This window comes from Bradyrhizobium sp. HKCCYLS1011, from assembly GCF_051167795.1.
GTDB lineage: Bacteria > Pseudomonadota > Alphaproteobacteria > Rhizobiales > Xanthobacteraceae > Bradyrhizobium.
This window is the reverse complement of the sequence record NZ_JBNPTT010000005.1, coordinates 611,083-628,009: the sequence shown is the minus strand read 5'-3', so window position 1 is coordinate 628,009 and position 16,927 is coordinate 611,083. Positions and strand designations below refer to the sequence as shown.

The 16,927-nt window shown below is 64.1% G+C and carries 16 protein-coding genes and 1 riboswitch; of the genes, 9 read left to right on the top strand and 7 right to left on the bottom strand.

What is annotated here, in order from left to right:
• Positions 1-204 precede the first annotated feature (204 nt).
• Positions 205-1,431, bottom strand: a complete 1,227-nt coding sequence (locus ACQR1W_RS19875; RefSeq protein WP_434852364.1) for a cyclic nucleotide-gated ion channel — start codon at positions 1,429-1,431, stop codon at positions 205-207.
• A 17-nt stretch (positions 1,432-1,448) separates the two neighbouring features.
• Entirely contained in the window at positions 1,449-4,133 is a 2,685-nt protein-coding gene (gene alaS / locus ACQR1W_RS19870) for an alanine--tRNA ligase (protein ID WP_434852363.1), read from the bottom strand.
• Positions 4,134-4,314: 181 nt separating this feature from the next.
• A riboswitch (glycine riboswitch) is annotated at positions 4,315-4,421 on the top strand.
• A gap of 141 nt (positions 4,422-4,562) precedes the next feature.
• Between alaS and gcvT the strand changes: the two genes are divergently transcribed.
• The 3 genes from gcvT to gcvP all read left to right on the top strand — a co-directional run bounded on the left by gcvT (position 4,563) and on the right by gcvP (position 9,128).
• Positions 4,563-5,714, top strand: coding sequence for a glycine cleavage system aminomethyltransferase GcvT (gcvT, locus tag ACQR1W_RS19865; RefSeq protein WP_434852362.1), 1,152 nt, complete (start codon positions 4,563-4,565; stop codon positions 5,712-5,714).
• Between the two features lie 24 nt (positions 5,715-5,738).
• A complete protein-coding gene (gcvH, locus tag ACQR1W_RS19860) occupies positions 5,739-6,104 on the top strand; it encodes a glycine cleavage system protein GcvH (protein ID WP_008971632.1) in 366 nt (121 codons plus the stop codon).
• A 150-nt stretch (positions 6,105-6,254) separates the two neighbouring features.
• Positions 6,255-9,128, top strand: a complete 2,874-nt coding sequence (gene gcvP / locus ACQR1W_RS19855) for an aminomethyl-transferring glycine dehydrogenase (protein WP_434852361.1) — start codon at positions 6,255-6,257, stop codon at positions 9,126-9,128.
• Between the two features lie 67 nt (positions 9,129-9,195).
• Here the strand turns inward: gcvP and ACQR1W_RS19850 are convergent, their stop codons facing one another.
• Positions 9,196-10,227: a hypothetical protein gene (locus ACQR1W_RS19850; protein WP_434852360.1), complete on the bottom strand. Its 1,032-nt coding sequence runs from the start codon at positions 10,225-10,227 to the stop codon at positions 9,196-9,198.
• A 260-nt stretch (positions 10,228-10,487) separates the two neighbouring features.
• Entirely contained in the window at positions 10,488-11,576 is a 1,089-nt protein-coding gene (recA, locus tag ACQR1W_RS19845; RefSeq protein ID WP_434852359.1) for a recombinase RecA, read from the bottom strand.
• 216 nt (positions 11,577-11,792) lie between these two features.
• Here recA and ACQR1W_RS19840 point away from each other — a divergent pair, with 216 nt between their 5' ends.
• Together ACQR1W_RS19840 and ACQR1W_RS19835 are read left to right on the top strand one after the other, a co-directional pair.
• Positions 11,793-11,984, top strand: a complete 192-nt coding sequence (locus tag ACQR1W_RS19840; protein ID WP_434852358.1) for a hypothetical protein — start codon at positions 11,793-11,795, stop codon at positions 11,982-11,984.
• Positions 11,985-12,608: 624 nt separating this feature from the next.
• Complete coding sequence (locus tag ACQR1W_RS19835; RefSeq protein ID WP_434852357.1) at positions 12,609-12,962, top strand: ADP-ribosylation/crystallin J1; 354 nt, start codon at positions 12,609-12,611, stop codon at positions 12,960-12,962.
• A 249-nt stretch (positions 12,963-13,211) separates the two neighbouring features.
• Here the strand turns inward: ACQR1W_RS19835 and ACQR1W_RS19830 are convergent, their stop codons facing one another.
• Positions 13,212-13,442: a hypothetical protein gene (locus ACQR1W_RS19830; RefSeq protein WP_434852356.1), complete on the bottom strand. Its 231-nt coding sequence runs from the start codon at positions 13,440-13,442 to the stop codon at positions 13,212-13,214.
• A 531-nt stretch (positions 13,443-13,973) separates the two neighbouring features.
• Here ACQR1W_RS19830 and ACQR1W_RS19825 point away from each other — a divergent pair.
• The 3 genes from ACQR1W_RS19825 to ACQR1W_RS19815 all read left to right on the top strand — a co-directional run bounded on the left by ACQR1W_RS19825 (position 13,974) and on the right by ACQR1W_RS19815 (position 15,124).
• Positions 13,974-14,168, top strand: coding sequence for a hypothetical protein (locus tag ACQR1W_RS19825; RefSeq protein ID WP_434852355.1), 195 nt, complete (start codon positions 13,974-13,976; stop codon positions 14,166-14,168).
• 330 nt (positions 14,169-14,498) lie between these two features.
• Positions 14,499-14,693 (top strand): hypothetical protein, encoded by a 195-nt coding sequence (locus ACQR1W_RS19820; protein ID WP_008971642.1) that lies wholly within the window; start codon positions 14,499-14,501, stop codon positions 14,691-14,693.
• Between the two features lie 191 nt (positions 14,694-14,884).
• Positions 14,885-15,124, top strand: coding sequence for a DUF6894 family protein (locus ACQR1W_RS19815; protein ID WP_434852354.1), 240 nt, complete (start codon positions 14,885-14,887; stop codon positions 15,122-15,124).
• 357 nt (positions 15,125-15,481) lie between these two features.
• Here ACQR1W_RS19815 and ACQR1W_RS19810 read toward each other — a convergent pair whose 3' ends face one another.
• Both ACQR1W_RS19810 and ACQR1W_RS19805 read right to left on the bottom strand, forming a co-directional pair.
• The gene (locus ACQR1W_RS19810; protein ID WP_035982583.1) at positions 15,482-15,712 is read right to left on the bottom strand and encodes a hypothetical protein; all 231 of its coding nucleotides are present in this window, start codon (positions 15,710-15,712) and stop codon (positions 15,482-15,484) included.
• 112 nt (positions 15,713-15,824) lie between these two features.
• On the bottom strand, positions 15,825-16,118 hold the full coding sequence (locus ACQR1W_RS19805; protein WP_434852353.1) for a hypothetical protein: 294 nt from the start codon (positions 16,116-16,118) through the stop codon (positions 15,825-15,827).
• Positions 16,119-16,447: 329 nt separating this feature from the next.
• On the opposite strand from ACQR1W_RS19805, the gene ACQR1W_RS19800 reads away from it, so the two are divergent.
• Positions 16,448-16,888: a PaaI family thioesterase gene (locus ACQR1W_RS19800; RefSeq protein ID WP_434852352.1), complete on the top strand. Its 441-nt coding sequence runs from the start codon at positions 16,448-16,450 to the stop codon at positions 16,886-16,888.
• Positions 16,889-16,927 lie beyond the last annotated feature (39 nt).

Genomic DNA, 16,927 nt, shown 5'->3' with positions numbered 1-16,927 from the left:
TCGGCGACATGCAATCCTCTGGTGCGGGGATTCCCGGTGCCTACGGGCAATGACAAGCAAGAGCTGAAGGTGATCATTAATCTTGTGGAATTCGTGTCGGTGGGCGCTGCAACGCATCACGAGCGTCGCTCGCAAGCCGGAGACGACATGGCCGCAATCAGAAAGCCAAGCTGCATGATCCACGACCCCCTCACTGATTGCCCCCTACCCGCCGGGCTGGTCGTCATGCGCCTTGGCTTCGGCGAGCTCGACCGGGGCGAGGTCGCCGGAGTCGGCCATCCGCGCCTGCGCGATGGTCTTCACATGGGCGGCGAGCGCGGGCATCCGCTCGATCAGCGCGTGAAAATCCTGCGCGTCGAGCACCAGCAGCCGCGTCTTGCGCAGCGCCTTCACGGTGCCCGAGCGCCTGGTCCGATGCAACAGCGCGATCTCGCCGAAGAAGGAGCCGTCGACCAGGCGCACGCGCTGGGTCGGCAGCTCGATCTCGACCTCGCCCGCGGTGATGAAATACATCGATGACGCTGTGTCGCCGCGGCGCGCCAGCACCTCGTCGGTCTCGACGGTGCGCGCGCGTAAGAGCCGCATGATGTCGGCGATCTCGCCGGCCGAAAGATGCGCAAATAGCGGCACCCGCGCCAGCATGCCCCAGGTGACGACGAAGTCGCGCCGCTTCACCTCTTCGGCGAAGGCGGTGGAGATGATGGCAACGGGCAGTGCGATCATCGCGAACCCGGCGACGATCGCGAACACGGTGATGGCCTTGCCGAGCGTCGTCACCGGCACCACGTCGCCATAGCCGACCGTGCCGAGCGTCACAATCGCCCACCACATCGCGTCGGGAAGCGTGCCGAACTTCTCCGGCTGCACGTCGCGCTCGACTGCATAGAGCAAGGAGGCAAACAGCAGCACCGCGCCGGTGAGGATGACGACGCAGCCGACCAGCGTGCGCCGCTCGGCCTGGATCGCGGCGAGCAGCGAGCGCATGGCCGGGGAATAGCGCACCAGCTTCAGGAACGGCAGCACGCAGAGGGTCGCCAATGTGGCGTGATCACCGACCGCGAGCACGATCGCGGCGGGCAGGAAGGCGCAGAGATCGATGATCCCGAGCGCGGAGAAGGCGTAATCCAACCGGTCGCGCAGCGCGGACGCCTTGCGCGGCGTATGGCCGGCGACACTCCAGAGCCGGGCAAAATACTCGAAGGCGAACACCGCAATCGCCATGACCTGGACGGCCGTGAAGACCAGCCCGTAGCGCGCGTCGAGCTGCGGCACCGAGGCGAGCGTGACCGCGAGCACGTCGGCGAAGATCACGATCACGACCATGCGCACGAAGCGCGAGCCGACCGACAGCGGCAGATGATCGTGCTCGAGCAGTTCGTAGAGCCGGTCGCGCAGATCGGGATCGTTGAGGGTCTTATGGTGCCCGATCATCGCAGGGCTCGCGTTGTCTACCCGTTCATGGCCTTCTCGATCGCGGCGAGCGCGGCGTCGGCCTTGGCCCCGTCGGGACCGCCGGCCTGGGCCATGTCGGGGCGGCCACCGCCGCCCTTGCCGCCCAGCGCCTCGGACGCCGCACGCACCAGCTCGACTGCGTTGAAGCGCGAGGTGAGATCAGCGGTGACGCCGACCACGACACCGGCCTTGCCGTCCTCGCTGCGGCCGACGATCGCGACCACGCCGGAGCCGAGCTGCTTCTTGGCCTCATCGGCAAGACTCTTGAGATCCTTCATCTCGACGCCGTCGACCGCTCGCGCCATCAGCTTGACGCCGGCCAGCTCGCGGACACCGGAGGCTGCGCCACTGGACGAGGCGCCGCCGCCCATCGCGAGCTTCTTGCGCGCGTCCGACAGCTCGCGCTCGAGCTTCTTGCGCTCCTCCATCAGCGCGGTGACGCGCGCCGGCACGTCATCGATGGTGGTGCGCAGCTCGGCCGCTGCAGACTTGGCCAGCGCAATGGTGTCGTTGGCGTGCTTGCGCGCGCCGCGCCCGGTCAGCGCCTCGATCCGGCGCACGCCGGAGGACACCGCGCTCTCGGATGTCACCGAGATCAGGCCGATATCGCCGGTGCGCTTGACATGAGTACCGCCGCAGAGCTCGACCGACCAGCCCATTGCATTACTGATTTGGGCGTTGCTGCCGTGGTCACGTGCGACGTTGCCCATCGAAACCACGCGGACCTCGTCACCATATTTCTCGCCGAACAGCGCGCGGGCGCCAGCTTCGCGGGCATCGTCCAGCGCCATCAGCCGGGTCGTGACTTCGGAATTCTCCAGCACGACGTCGTTGGCGATGTCCTCAACCCGGGCGAGCTCGTCCGGCGAGATCGGCTTCGGATGGGCGAAGTCGAAGCGCAGCCGGTCCGGCGAAACCAGCGAGCCGCGCTGGGCGATGTGGTCGCCGAGCACCTGGCGCAGCGCCTCGTGCAGGATGTGGGTGGCGGAATGGTTGGCGCGGATCGCGGAGCGGCGGCCATGATCGACATCGAGCTGCAGCGCGGTGCCGAGCTTGAGCGTGCCCTCCTCGACGGTGCCGAGATGGACGAACAGGTCGCCGGCCTTCTTCTGGGTATCGGTGACGCGGAACGTCACGCCATCGCCCCGCATGACGCCGATGTCGCCGACCTGGCCGCCGGATTCGGCGTAGAACGGGGTCTGGTTGAGCACGATGGCGCCGGCGTCGCCCTTGCTCAGGCTGTCGACCTCGGCACCGTCCTTCACCAGCGCGGTCACCGCACCTTCTGCAGTCTCGGTCTCGTAGCCCAGGAATTCGGTGGCGCCGAGCTTCTCGCGCAGCGGGAACCAGACGGTCTCGGTCGCGGCCTCGCCCGAGCCGGCCCAGGCGGCACGCGCCTTGGCGCGCTGGCGGTCCATCGCATCGGTGAAGGAGGCCTGGTCGACGCTGATGCCGCGCGACTTCAGCGCGTCCTGGGTGAGATCGAGCGGGAAGCCATAGGTGTCGTAGAGCGTGAAGGCTGTATCGCCGTCGAACATGTCGCCCTGCTTCAGCCCGGCCGCCTTCTCATCGAGAATGGCAAGGCCGCGCTCCAAGGTCTTGCGGAAGCGGGTCTCTTCCAGCCGCAAGGTCTCCTTGATCAGGGCCTCGGCACGGATCAATTCCGGATAGGCCTGGCCCATCTCGCGGGTCAGCGTACCGACCAGGCGGTGCATCAACGGCTCGCGGGCGCCGAGCAGCTGGGCATGGCGCATGGCGCGGCGCATGATCCGGCGCAGCACATAGCCGCGGCCCTCGTTGGACGGCAGCACGCCGTCGGAGATCAGGAACGACGAGGCGCGCAAATGGTCGGCGATGACGCGCAGCGAGGCCTTCTGCGGCCCCTGCGGGTCGGCATTGGTGAGATCGGCGATGGCCCGGATCAGCGCGACGAACAGGTCAATGTCGTAATTGTCGTGCTTGCCCTGCAGCACGGCGGCGACGCGCTCCAGCCCTGCGCCGGTGTCGATCGACGGCTTCGGCAGCCTGACACGCTCCCCGCCCTCGAACTGCTCGTATTGCATGAACACGAGGTTCCAGATCTCGATATAGCGGTCGCCGTCCGCTTCCGGCGAGCCGGGCGGGCCGCCCCAGACCTTGTCGCCGTGGTCGTAGAAGATCTCCGAGCATGGACCGCAGGGGCCGGTGTCGCCCATCTGCCAGAAATTGTCGGAGCCAGCGATGCGGATGATGCGGGACTCGGGCAGGCCGGAGATCTTCCTCCAGAGGTCGAAGGCCTCGTCGTCGTCGATATAGACGGTGGCCCAGAGCTTCTCCTTCGGGAGCCCGAACTCGCGGGTGACCAGCTTCCAGGCAAGCTCGATCGCGTTGTCCTTGAAATAGTCGCCGAACGAGAAATTGCCGAGCATCTCGAAGAAGGTGTGATGGCGGGCGGTGTAGCCGACATTGTCGAGGTCGTTGTGCTTGCCGCCGGCGCGCACGCATTTCTGCGAGGTGGTGGCGCGGCTGTAGGGCCGCTTCTCGACCCCGGTGAACACGTTCTTGAACTGAACCATGCCGGCATTAGTGAACATCAACGTCGGGTCGTTGCGCGGCACGAGCGGGGAGGACGGCACGATCTCGTGGCCGTTCTCGGCGAAGAAATTGAGGAAAGTCGACCTGATCTCGTTGACGCCGCTCATAGCAATCCAATCGAAAAAGTCCGGGAATTCGGCGCAACGCTTTTAGACAAGCACCCCTGCCCTGTCCAGGAACTGTGCTGGCGGATCATGCACTTGGCCCACACGCTTGAAAGCGCGTGGAAAGCCTGCCGCATTGCGTTGACAGTTTGCACCGCCTCGTGTTTCCTCCTACATATTGACGATAGCCGCGTCGGGAGAGATCGGCCTTTCAGCTTTCTTGAGCTCGGAGGTCGGCGCCGAAGGAGCAACCGCCCCGGAAACTCTCAGGCAAAAGGACCGCGCGACTTCAACTGCATCTGGAAAGAGGCGCTGACGGGCAAACGCCCGGATTGCGTCCGCCGACGGGATAATACTCTCAGGCACAGCGACAGATGGGGCTTCGATCGGTTGGCCCGGGAATGGTCCCGGGAACCTTCGAGGGTCCCTGCGATGTCGGCACCAGACGCTGTTTCATCCCTTTTGAAACGCACCCCGCTTTACGCGCTGCATGTCAGCCTCGGCGGCAAGATGGTGCCGTTCGCGGGCTACGAGATGCCGGTGCAATATCCAGCCGGCGTGCTGAAAGAGCACCTGCATACCCGCAGCGCCGCCGGTCTGTTCGACGTCTCCCATATGGGCCAGATCGCCCTGGTTCCGAAATCCGGTCGGGTGGCGGACGCTGCCCTCGCGCTGGAGCGGCTGGTGCCGCAGGACATCCTCGGCATCGCCCCGGGCCGGCAGCGCTATGCCCAGTTCACCAACGACGCCGGCGGCATTCTAGATGACTTGATGGTCGCCAATTTCGGCGAACACCTGGTTCTGGTGGTCAATGCCGCCTGCAAGGATGCCGACGAGGCGCTGTTGCGCGCCGGGCTTTCCGATGTCTGCGAGGTGCAACCGCTGACCGATCGCGCGCTTGTGGCTTTGCAGGGTCCCAAGGCCGCGCACGTGCTGGCTAAATTATGTGCCGATGTCGAAAGCATGCGGTTCATGGACGCTGGACCGCGCGTGGTCGACGGGCTCGACTGCTACGTCTCGCGCTCCGGCTACACCGGCGAGGACGGATTCGAGATCTCGGTCCCCGCCGATCAGGCCGAGAAGCTCGCCGACGCGCTGCTGTCCGACAAGGATGCACTACCGATCGGGCTCGGCGCCCGCGACAGCCTGCGGCTGGAAGCCGGGCTCTGTCTCTATGGTCACGACATCGACACCACGACGACGCCAGTCGAGGCAGCGCTGGAATGGTCGGTGCAGAAGGTACGCCGCAAGGCCGGCGCTCGCGCGGGCGGCTTTCCCGGCGCAGAGAAGATCCTGGAGCAGTTCGAGAACGGCGCCGCGCGCCGCCGGGTCGGACTGAGAGCCGAAGGCCGCGCGCCGGTGCGCGAGGGCGCAGCGCTGTTCGCCGCGCCCGGTTCCAGTGAGCCGATCGGCAAAGTCACATCCGGCGGCTTCGGTCCGACGCTGAATGCGCCGGTCGCGATGGGCTATGTGCCGACCTCGCTCTGTGCGGTCGATACCCAGCTGTTCGCCGATGTGCGCGGACAGCGCCTGCCCCTGCGCGTCACCGCCATGCCCTTCGTTCCCAACACCTATAAACGTTGACCTTGCAAGCGCTGAGGGATGCCCATGACCACGCTCTACACCTCCGACCATGAATGGCTCAGCATCGACGGCGATGTCGCCACCATCGGCATCACCGACTACGCGCAGGCCCAGCTCGGCGACGTCGTGTTCGTGGAGTTGCCCAAGGTAGGCCGGGCCTTGAAGAAGGCAGAAGCCGCGGCGGTCGTCGAATCGGTCAAGGCCGCCTCCGACGTCTACGCGCCTGTGACCGGCGAGGTCGTCGAGGTGAACCAGGCGATCGCCGACGAGCCTGCGCTAGTGAATACCGATGCCGCGGGCAAGGCTTGGTTCTTCAAGGTGAAGATGTCGGACAGGGGCGAACTGGGCGGGCTGATGGATGAAGCCGCCTACAAGGCGCACACGGCGTGATGTGCGGAACGCGGCCTCATACTCCGCTGTCATCGCCCGGCCTGACTGGGCGATCCAGTACGCCGCGCTGCCTCCGCTTGAATTCGACGTCAGTGTTTACTGGATGCCCCGCTTTCGCGGGGCATGACGAGGCATAACAAGGATCATGTCATGAACGCGCCGTTCAAACCGCTCGATGACGCCGCCACCACCTTCGCCCGCCGCCACATCGGCCCCTCGCCGCGCGATGTCGCCGCGATGCTGGAGACGATCGGCGCGAAGAGCCTGTCGGAGCTGATGGCGCAGACGCTGCCGGCGTCGATCCGTCAAGCCGCCCCGCTCGATATCGGCCCGAGCTTGAGCGAGACTGAGGCGCTCAGCCACATGCGCGGGCTCGCGAGCCAGAACGAGGTCTTCACCTCGCTGATCGGCCAGGGCTATTCCGGCACGATCATGCCGGCGGTGATCCAGCGCAACATCCTGGAGAACCCAGCCTGGTACACGGCCTATACGCCCTATCAGCCCGAGATCAGCCAGGGCCGGCTGGAGGCGCTGTTCAACTTCCAGACCATGATCTGCGACCTGACCGGGCTCGACGTTGCCAACGCCTCGCTGCTCGACGAGGCGACAGCGGCGGCCGAAGCGATGGCGCTGGCCGAGCGCTCCGCGAGCGCCAGCGCGAAAGCGTTCTTCGTCGACAAGAACATTCACCCGCAGACCCTCGCAGTGCTGAAAACGCGCGCCGAGCCGCTCGGCTGGCGCCTGATCGTCGGCGATCCCGCAACCGATCTCGATGGCTCGGACGTGTTCGGCGGCATCCTGCAATATCCGGATACGACCGGGCGCTTGCGCGATCCTCGCGCTGATATCGCCAAGCTGCGCGCGAAAGGCGCGCTGGCGATCCTCGCCGCCGACCTGCTGGCGCTCACCTTGATCGCTTCCCCTGGCGAGCTCGGCGCCGACATTGCGATCGGGTCCGCGCAACGTTTCGGCGTGCCGATGGGCTATGGCGGGCCGCACGCGGCCTACATGGCGGTGCGCGACACGTTGAAGCGATCGCTGCCCGGCCGCATCGTCGGGTTGTCGGTGGATTCGCGCGGCGCGCCCGCCTATCGGCTGGCGCTGCAGACCCGCGAGCAGCACATCCGCCGCGAGAAGGCGACCTCCAACATCTGCACCGCGCAGGTGCTGCTCGCCGTCATCGCCGCGATGTACGCGGTCTATCACGGACCCGAGGGGCTAGCGGCGATCGCGCGCAATGTGCACCGGCGCGCCGCGGTGCTCGCGGCGGGCCTGCGCAAGCTCGGCTTTACGCCCGACAGCGACGCCTTCTTCGACACCGTCTCGATCGACGCCGGCGTAAAGCGCGATGACATCATCGCGCGCGCGCTCAACGAGAAGATCAATCTCGGCCGCGGTGATCGCGCCTTGCGCATCGCGCTGGACGAGACCACGACGCCTGAGACCATCGAAGCGGTGTGGCGCGCGTTCGGCGGCAGCCTGTCCTATGCGGCGGTCGAAGCCGACGCCCGCGAGGCGCTGCCGGCCGGGCTGAAGCGGCAGAGCCGCTTCCTGACCCATCCGGTGTTCCATGCGCACCGCTCGGAGACCGAGATGCTGCGTTACTTACGCAAGCTCGCCGACCGCGATCTTGCGCTCGACCGCGCCATGATCCCGCTCGGCTCCTGCACCATGAAGCTGAACGCGACCACCGAGATGATCCCGCTCACATGGCCCGAATTTTCGAGCCTGCATCCGTTCGCGCCGCGCGCGCAGGCAGCCGGCTATCACGCGCTGTTCAGCCGTCTCGAAGACTGGCTGTGCAGGATCTCCGGTTATGACGCGGTGTCGCTGCAGCCGAATTCAGGCGCCCAGGGTGAATATGCCGGGCTGCTCGCGATCCGCGGCTACCATGCCGCCCGCGGCGAGAGCCATCGCAAGGTCTGCCTGATCCCCTCTTCCGCCCACGGCACCAATCCGGCCTCCGCCCACATGGCCGGCATGGAGGTCGTGGTGGTCGCCTGCGACGGTGGCGGCAACGTCGACGTCGCCGATCTCAAGGCGAAAGCGGAGAAACACACGGCCAATCTCGCCGCCATCATGATCACCTATCCCTCGACGCATGGCGTGTTTGAGGAGCATATCGGGGAGATCTGCGATATCGTTCATGCCCATGGCGGCCAGGTCTATCTCGACGGCGCCAATCTGAACGCGCAGGTCGGGCTGGCGCGCCCCGGCGATTACGGCGCCGACGTCAGCCATTTCAACCTGCACAAGACCTTCTGCATTCCGCACGGCGGTGGCGGACCGGGTATGGGTCCGATCGGCGTCAAGGCACATCTGGCGCCGTTCTTGCCAGGCCATCCGGCGACCGATGGCGCGACCGTGCGCCCAGTCGGGCCGGTATCGGCGGCGCCCTACGGCTCGGCCTCGATCCTGACCATCTCCTACATCTACATGCTCTTGATGGGCGGCGAGGGCCTGCAACGCGCCACCGAAATCGCGATCCTCAATGCCAACTACATCGCAGCGCGGCTGGATGCGCATTTCCCGGTGCTCTATCGCAATGAGCGCGGCCGGGTCGCGCATGAGTGCATCGTCGATCCCCGGCCGCTGAAGCAGACCAGCGGCGTGACCGTCGACGATATCGCCAAGCGGCTGATTGATTACGGCTTCCATGCACCGACCATGAGCTTCCCGGTGCCGGGGACGCTGATGATCGAGCCGACCGAGTCGGAATCAAAGGCAGAGCTCGATCGTTTCTGTGACGCGATGATCGCGATCAGGAAGGAGATCGCCGAGGTCGAACAGGGCCGTTTCAAGATCGAGGCCTCGCCGCTGCGGCACGCGCCGCACACGGTGCACGACGTCGCCGATGATGATTGGAATCGCGCCTATCGCCGCAGCGAAGGCTGCTTCCCGGCGGGCGCCTCGCGTACCGACAAATATTGGTGCCCGGTGGGTCGCGTCGACAATGTCTACGGCGACCGCAACCTGGTCTGCTCCTGTCCGCCGCTGGCGGACTATGCGGAGGCGGCGGAGTAAGCTGCGATCCATCCCTCGGTTGAGCGCCGTGGTCCGCGGCGCTCAACCAGACGCGTTGTCCGACAGATCAAGGTGCGATCAGCACGTTCGCAACGGGGTCCCAGCGCCAGAGATTGGCGTTGGTCAGCTCCGTGCCGCCCCACCAACGATGGATCGGATTGTGCCGGGAAAAATCCGCGCGGCCGATCAGGACCGCTTCACCGAATTCCGTCAGCCGCGGCCGGCTTTCCCGATGGATATCCTGACGTCGCCGAAAATTCCCGAGCGCGAGAGTCTGAAGTTCAGGATCGAGCGCCGTGATCGCAGGCTCAGGACCGAAAGCCAGCGGCTCTGCCAACAGAGCCGTCTCCCAGTCATTGAATATCGTGTGGCGATAGTATCCGTTGAAGTAGACGAGCGTGTTCAGGATGACGCTGAGCCGGTGCGGCGGATCGGGATAGATCAGCTCCAACAATCCGATCTCGGTCGACCCGAGGCCGGTGCCGGGGGCCGGCAACTCAATCAACAGCCTCAATACGGTGTCGCGCAGGCGTGGCAACGCGCTCAGATCCTCCCGCAGCAGGTCAACCCAGGCTTGCGGCGTCGGCGAACGAAAGGCTTGCCAGGCTTTCGAAGCGAGCTCGACATGCGTGGACGTGATGGGAATTCGCGGAGCGTCCATTGCAGCCACCTCCTCGGTGGAACTGCCGACCAGCGGATCGGCCGGTCGAAGGGAAAGACGCCGCGGAATGGCTCTGCGACGCCTGAGATAGTCGAGCAGCCAGATCAACTCGAGCTGGTCATTCGCAGTCGGCCCGATCCAAAGCTCGACGGTTTCAGAGCATGCGCAAAGCTGGGCGAGGCCGATGCCGCGCACCTCGAACCGGTCGAGACGTTTCGAGGGAAGGAAATCCAGCCAGTGTGAACCTCGCTTTTGGTGTCGTTGTTCAGATCGGACATCAAAGCGATCCTCGAGCTGAGCTTCTGTAGGCGGATGACCAAACACGAGCCGCTGCAGATGAGGGCCGAAGTCGTGACCGAAATGCAGAAACAGATCGGGCGAATCGTCCGCATCTGACCTGCAATAGATGTAGTCCGTCGTCAGGATCAGGCGCGTCATGACCCATCACCATGCAACGCGTACGGCATATTAGATGTGGAAATGAGGGCGCGGATCCAGGCAATTCGTCCGCGCGTTCGGCGTCAGCAATTCGAGCTCAAACTGTATGAAGCGCATGAAGACGGCACCCCCGCCTCCCAAATACGGCGTAGAGTGCAAACGCAAGGCACGCGAATTTCGGTGGCGCACCATACACACGCAAGCGGGCGCCGGGACGTCGGCAACTCAACGTCCCCAGGCGCCCGCTGCCGCCGTAAACTTTACTCTTCAGCCGGCTCTTCGCCGTCCGCGTCGCGCTCGGCGCTGCCGGCCAGGATCTGCTCGGCGATCAGGCCGGAGTTCTGCCGGATTGCGGTCTCGATCTTGGCCGTCATGTCAGGATTGGCCTTCAGGAAGGACTTGGCGTTCTCGCGTCCCTGCCCCAGCCGCTGGCTGTCATAGGAGAACCAAGCGCCGGACTTCTCGACGATGCCGGCCTTGACGCCGAGATCGAGGATCTCGCCCATCTTGGAGACGCCCTCGCCATACATGATGTCGAACTCGACCTGCTTGAACGGCGGCGCCAGCTTGTTCTTCACCACTTTCACGCGCGTGGCGTTGCCGATCACCTCGTCGCGCTCCTTGATCGCGCCGATGCGGCGGATGTCGAGACGCACCGAGGCATAGAACTTCAGCGCATTGCCGCCGGTGGTGGTCTCCGGCGAGCCGTACATGACGCCGATCTTCATCCGGATCTGGTTGATGAAGATCACCATGGTGTTGGATTTGTTGATCGAGGCGGTCAGCTTGCGCAGCGCCTGGCTCATCAACCGCGCCTGCAGACCCGGCAGCGATTCGCCCATCTCGCCTTCGAGCTCGGCCTTGGGCACGAGCGCCGCGACCGAATCGACCACCAACACGTCGACCGCCCCCGAGCGCACCAGCGTGTCGCAGATTTCCAGCGCCTGCTCACCCGTGTCGGGCTGGGAGATCAGGAGTTCGTCGATATTGACGCCGAGCTTGCGCGCATAGACCGGGTCGAGCGCGTGCTCGGCATCGATGAAGGCGCAGATGCCGCCCTTCTTCTGCGCTTCCGCAACGGTGTGCAGCGCCAAGGTGGTCTTGCCCGAGGATTCCGGGCCGTAGATCTCGACTATGCGCCCCTTTGGCAGACCGCCGACCCCAAGCGCGATGTCGAGCCCGAGCGAGCCGGTCGAGACCGTCTCGATGTCCATCGAGCGATCGTTCTTGCCGAGCTTCATCACCGAGCCCTTGCCGAACTGGCGCTCGATCTGGGACAGGGCTGCGGACAGCGCCTTACTCTTATCCATGGAAGAACCTTCGACGATGCGCAGTGCGGTGGCGGACATTGGCGCTCCTTATGGCGGGGATTCGCGGGATGGACAAATGGTTAACGAGACGGGCCGGCAATCTTCGGTTTATCTGTCCCGCAACGTACCCGATCTGTTCTATGTTCGCAATATGTTCTTTTCTTAGAGGCTAGGCTCTCCTCACTTTCGCCAGTGTCCGAGTTTGATTTTGCGATCCCATCAGGAACGCTCTGCAGGAGCTCTCGTTGCCCGGCCATGACGACGCCGGCCGAATATCTTCATCTTGCGACGCGCTACGAACGCGCTGCCAGGCAGGCGGCCGATCCCGCAGCGCGCCGACAGCTTGAGACGGTGGCCGAGACCTACCTCACCTTGGCCAAGAGCCTTGCGGTTCTTGAACGATCAACGGAAGTTGTCGAGGAAGCAAAGCGCACTCAAAAGCGCTAAGTCCGTCTGAGTTGCGGCGGATAACTTCACCGGAGAGCCGCGGCCATTCTCGACCTCGCCCCCCCCCGTCGCGGCCTGTGACGATCGCCAACACAAACAGGTTGCGAGCGTCTCTAATTCGCGCGCATGGGCTGCTTGGCATCTCCGAGGACCAGAAGCACCGGGGGCGCCAACGGACCGACGAGGAAGGCGATCCAGAACCACGTTCGCTGCGATCTCTGACGTTCGCGCGCCATCTCTGTCGCGAGCGGTATCGAAGCAACTGACAAGATGAAAATAACCCACCCGGCCATTGGCCATCTCCTCGGCAGCAGCAGTTGCCTCCGACAACATAACATGGCGCCGCTGATGTTGCGCGTCGTCCCCGAAAAGTGAACGATGCCCACAGCACAAGGTGTGCGCGGGGCGTCGCACTTGCCCCTACAGGACGAAGCCGAGGGGCTCCTCGCAGACGAACCGTCACGTCTCAGGCCTCGTGCCATAGAGCCTAAGCCCAGCCTGCCAGATCGACACGAATGCCAAGCCGCAGCCATGACGGTCGCGGTCCATCGCGACCGCACGCAGGATTCATGATAGTTCTGCACACCCGTCTTGTTGCAACCACCGATCGTTCCTGACGCGCCGATGCCCGCAGACGAACCGACCATCACACTCTGGCGCCCCGTCGGCCCGGATGAGCTCGCGCTGATCCGCTCCTCCGGGATGCGAAGCTTTCCGCCGCGTCTTCCGGAGCAGCCGATTTTCTATCCGGTGCTGAGCGAGGACTACGCAACCAAGATCGCGCGCGACTGGAACATGCCGGCGAGCGGTGCGGGACATGTGACGCGCTTCGAGGTGAAACGGAGTTTCCTCGCACACTATGAGGTGCAAGAGGTTGGCGGCCGCGACCATCGCGAGTACTGGATCCCCGCGGCAGATCTCGACGCCTTCAACCCCGCCATTGTCGGCATCATCGAAGTAATCAGGAGCTTCCCCTGACGCTTCCGTGGTTCTCCTGAGAAGAACGAAGTTCCCGCCTCGCTTCCGCTTTTGTTCGCATGCAAACGCTGCAGTTTTAGGCAGCTGCTGCACCGCTCCGCAGTTCTCCGGCCAAGAACGGAGTTCCGCTCTCAGACCCGGCAGTCGTGCCAAGCGTGCAATCTCGTGCAGCGGCTTCGACGCTTGAGCCAACATCGGCGCCGGAACATCAGCCTTCGGCCGGCCGCGCCTGGACGCTCGGTCGCAACGTCAGCCTCGGGGCGGTCCCCACAGCATCACCGCGAGTCCAATCAGCGCGGGCACGCCGATAGGGGCCAGGAAGAGCGGGACCATCCAGGCATCACGCTCAGACCCATGACAGGGACTACCGAGCATCGGGATCAGCGAGCAGTTAAGCTGCGCCCACAGCACGGTCAGGACATAGAAGGTTGCTGTCAGCAGGCAACCGATATTGAGAATGGTGTCGATAACCTTGTACATCGCTCGACCTCGTCGCAGTCGCGACTCACTGAGCAGGCGCATGCGAATGTGACCGCGATCACGCAACGCGATGCAATCGCATATCACACTCGGTTGCGATAAACTTTTAGTTGCGGTATAGAATTAAGGTTGCCAAAGTGGTCTTGTGAGTTCCCACTGCATCGCGAGTTCCGCTTGTGGCAAGCTGCCCACCCGGCTCACAGTCACGGGCTCATTAAGTCACCGGCTCATTAGATCGCAGGCTCGTTGTCCCTCCCTCATCGTCGCGCGTTCGTCCTCACACACTCCTTGTTCACGCCTTCATAGTCTCACATTCACTGTCACACATTCGCTGTCACACGTAGGCGCAAGGCCCTGAATCCATCCGCGCCGAAAGAAAGCCCCGGCTGCAACGCCGGGGCTTTTGACCCCCACGCAGCCTGGAATGGATGATCGGAACCAGCATCACGATCGCAAGATGTTCGCGTCGTTAAATGTGCGCGTGCGCAGCCGCCAGCGGGAACGATCAGGCGGGGCTCGGCATAAATACCTATGCGAACAGACGACGTGATCTGCCCCGCCTGCAAAGCCGGCTTCCGCCGGATCGAACTCCAATCGCAGACCGGCAGCGCCGGCGAGATCCGCTGCCTGCTCTGCGGGGAGCTTCTCGAAGTGGTCGACGGATCGACCGAAGTTGCATATCGACTGACCGTCGCGCCGGAGAAGATTTCTAACGACAACTGCTGACAATCTATCCGTGTGTTTCCGGTGCCGCCCCCTTTTTGACCTGACTCAAGGTTCGACGGACGGTTCGTACTAGAGTTACAACGTCATTGCCGAACTGCCCTCGAGGGGAGCTGCGACGTTGACGCCGAGCCTCGGTCCGCGGCGGTCCGGGGCTCGGCCACCTCGCTCGCAAGGTTTTGCGATCCCACCCGCGAATCCGGGATTGCACATCTCATCGTCGTCAGTCATCGCAGTCGGTCATCGCACATCGATTGACATTCAGCTGCTGCAACGGCTGCATTGGCCGGCACCCGCAGCCCCGCAACGCGTGAACCGACCTTCAGTTGAACGATGACCGTCCACACCCCTCCCCTGCTTACGCCCGAAGAGTTCGCATCGCTGATCGAGATCGCGGTCAGCGAGTCTGCCCCCAGCGTGCCGCCGGCTCATCTGAACCGGCTGGTGACATTAGGTTATGTCGCCGTGACCGACGAAGGACCCGTGGTGACTGGCGACGGATTGCTGCGGATCACCGAAAGCGAATGAAAATCGACCCGCCTGACCGCCGCAATGACGGCAAAGCACGCGGAAATTCGGCTCGGCCAATTTACAATCTTAAGATGAACAAACCGACCGTAGTTTCCCGGAATTGATCTGAGCCAGGTTTCCGCCTCCATTTATTTAAGCGTTCATGGGAACCACGGCCTGGGGGCGGTCGGGGCTCACCGGTTTTGGCAATGCCGCTCTATTTCTTTCGTATCCGAAACGGCTCCTACTCGGGGGTTTCCGAATATGGGACTGAGTGTCCCGACCGGAACGCCGCCTGGAAGGAGATGACCACCGTCTGCGCCGATATGGCGAGCAGCATCTCGCGCAAGCTTGCCGAAAATTCCGAGTGGCAGATGGAGCTCCTCAACGAAGCCCGGCAGCCGGTGTTCAGGATCCGAATCGTTGCCGAGTCGCTTGATACCGCCTGAGGCGGCCGCCCCCCCCCCGACTTGCAGAATTGGCCCGGGAACGTGGTCCGGTCAGCGCTGGAGCGCCCCGGCGACCCAAGCGGTTGCGCTGCAGCAATTGATCAAGATCAAAATGTTCAGCCCGATCCTGTCCGATATTACAAGGATATGGGTAATCTGATCTTCAAATGTCCTCGGACCGGGATGAACGTGCAGCACTGGCTGGAAGAAGCTAGGCCGGGCGATCCGAGCGCCTATGAAACCGTGATCTGCAAGGCCTGCACCCGGCTTCACTTCATCAATCGGCACACAAGGAAGCTGCTGGGAGAGAAGGAATAGCGACCGGGATGCGGGCACAGGCGTGCGTGCAGCCGGCTCTCAATCGGCGCTCCGGAGCCGCCGCATCGTGAATTCGATCGCGCCGTCCGGCAGTTCCCGCCAGCTTTCCACGGCGCTCATATAGCCGGCCTTGGGATAGCGGGTGAGGTATTCGCGGGCCTTGGCGCGAGCCTCGTCACGTGGCAGCGTAAAAGTGTCGCGCACGTAGCCGTCGGCCCCCTTGCGCCGGGCCGCCATTCGGCTGGCGAGGTCTCGCGGACGCTCTCTCACTCGCGAACTCCGTCAACGCCACAATCCCGTCAATATAGACAAGGGCTGAGCGAATCCGAGTCCGAAGCAAACGCGCGCCCCCGGCGGGACACTGGGCCGTCGTCGGCCCCGATCAGTTGGCGCTGGCGCCGCCCTTCTTCTTGGCCGCAGCCGTGGTCTTCACCGCGGGTGTCTTTGGCGTGTCGGTGGTGCGAACCCCGCCCCATGGATCCGAACTGGTCTGGGCATTCGGGATCTTCTTCAGGGTCTCCTTGTAGGCCTTCTCCCGAGCCGCATCGGCCTCCTTCTCCTCATCGGACTTGGACGGGCCGTCGGCGAGCAGATTGATGTTGGGCATTTGTGCCACTGCCGGCGCGATCCATGCCGTCAGCACTGCAACGGTGACCGCCAAACCAAGTTTCTTCATCGCATGCTCCCTGAAACGCGGCCGTCTTATAGCACCGCCCGCCCGGACGCCAAGCGCGCGTCCAATCCTTGGGGATCGTCCGATCTACTCGGTTCCGTCGTGTCAGCCGATCCGCATCGGGTGCAGCAACACCCCGAGACCCTGGCTGACGGGGACGACGGAAACAAACAGATACAACCACGCTTCGCGACGTCCTCTCGCGTGCGGTCCCCGCATAGAGCGGCATCATAGGGTGACAACTCCGGCGTTTTCAAGCCGAGTACCTGCGGCATCCTTGCCCGATCCCGCCGTCTCGACTACCCCATCAAAAACGGGAGGATCGCACGTTCATGGCAGAAGACAGCCCCGCTTTCAGCATCGAGGCCGTACGACGCATCCTCGACGACGTGTTCGCGCCCTGGATCAAGGAGCTTGCGCTCTCGGTCGAAAGCATCGTGCTCACGGAGGGGCAAGAGCCCGGCGCGGTGCTGCGCCTACCCTTCTCCGACCGACTCTGCCGCGACAATGGCGTGGTCTGCGGACAGGCTCTCATGGCGTTCGCGGACACGGCGATGGTGATTGCGATGGTCGCCGCCAATCGCGGCTATCGACCGATGACGACGGTCGACCAGACCACGCATTTCATGCGTGCCGTGGCCTCCTCCGACGTGCTCGCCGATGCGCGGGTCGTGCGCCTCGGCCGGACCATGAGCTTCGGTCGCGTGACGCTGACAAGTGCAGCCGATGCCAGGCCGGTCGCGATGGTCTCGAGCGCATTCGCCATGCTGTGAGGCGGGAGCATCGTCGTTAACGCGATATGAACCTGACGG

Bases quoted from the DNA above. Each gene is read 5' to 3' on its own strand.
- alaS (WP_434852363.1), bottom strand. From the start codon at position 4,133: ATGAGCGGCGTCAACGAGATCAGGTCGACTTTCCTCAATTTCTTCGCC.
- ACQR1W_RS19830 (WP_434852356.1), bottom strand. From the start codon at position 13,442: ATGTACAAGGTTATCGACACCATTCTCAATATCGGTTGCCTGCTGACA.
- ACQR1W_RS19805 (WP_434852353.1), bottom strand. From the start codon at position 16,118: ATGAAGAAACTTGGTTTGGCGGTCACCGTTGCAGTGCTGACGGCATGG.
- ACQR1W_RS19815 (WP_434852354.1), top strand. From the start codon at position 14,885: ATGCCGCTCTATTTCTTTCGTATCCGAAACGGCTCCTACTCGGGGGTT.
- recA (WP_434852359.1), bottom strand. From the start codon at position 11,576: ATGTCCGCCACCGCACTGCGCATCGTCGAAGGTTCTTCCATGGATAAG.
- gcvH (WP_008971632.1), top strand. From the start codon at position 5,739: ATGACCACGCTCTACACCTCCGACCATGAATGGCTCAGCATCGACGGC.
- gcvT (WP_434852362.1), top strand. From the start codon at position 4,563: ATGTCGGCACCAGACGCTGTTTCATCCCTTTTGAAACGCACCCCGCTT.
- ACQR1W_RS19850 (WP_434852360.1), bottom strand. From the start codon at position 10,227: ATGACGCGCCTGATCCTGACGACGGACTACATCTATTGCAGGTCAGAT.
- ACQR1W_RS19875 (WP_434852364.1), bottom strand. From the start codon at position 1,431: ATGATCGGGCACCATAAGACCCTCAACGATCCCGATCTGCGCGACCGG.
- ACQR1W_RS19840 (WP_434852358.1), top strand. From the start codon at position 11,793: ATGACGACGCCGGCCGAATATCTTCATCTTGCGACGCGCTACGAACGC.
- ACQR1W_RS19835 (WP_434852357.1), top strand. From the start codon at position 12,609: ATGCCCGCAGACGAACCGACCATCACACTCTGGCGCCCCGTCGGCCCG.
- ACQR1W_RS19825 (WP_434852355.1), top strand. From the start codon at position 13,974: ATGCGAACAGACGACGTGATCTGCCCCGCCTGCAAAGCCGGCTTCCGC.
- gcvP (WP_434852361.1), top strand. From the start codon at position 6,255: ATGAACGCGCCGTTCAAACCGCTCGATGACGCCGCCACCACCTTCGCC.
- ACQR1W_RS19820 (WP_008971642.1), top strand. From the start codon at position 14,499: ATGACCGTCCACACCCCTCCCCTGCTTACGCCCGAAGAGTTCGCATCG.
- ACQR1W_RS19800 (WP_434852352.1), top strand. From the start codon at position 16,448: ATGGCAGAAGACAGCCCCGCTTTCAGCATCGAGGCCGTACGACGCATC.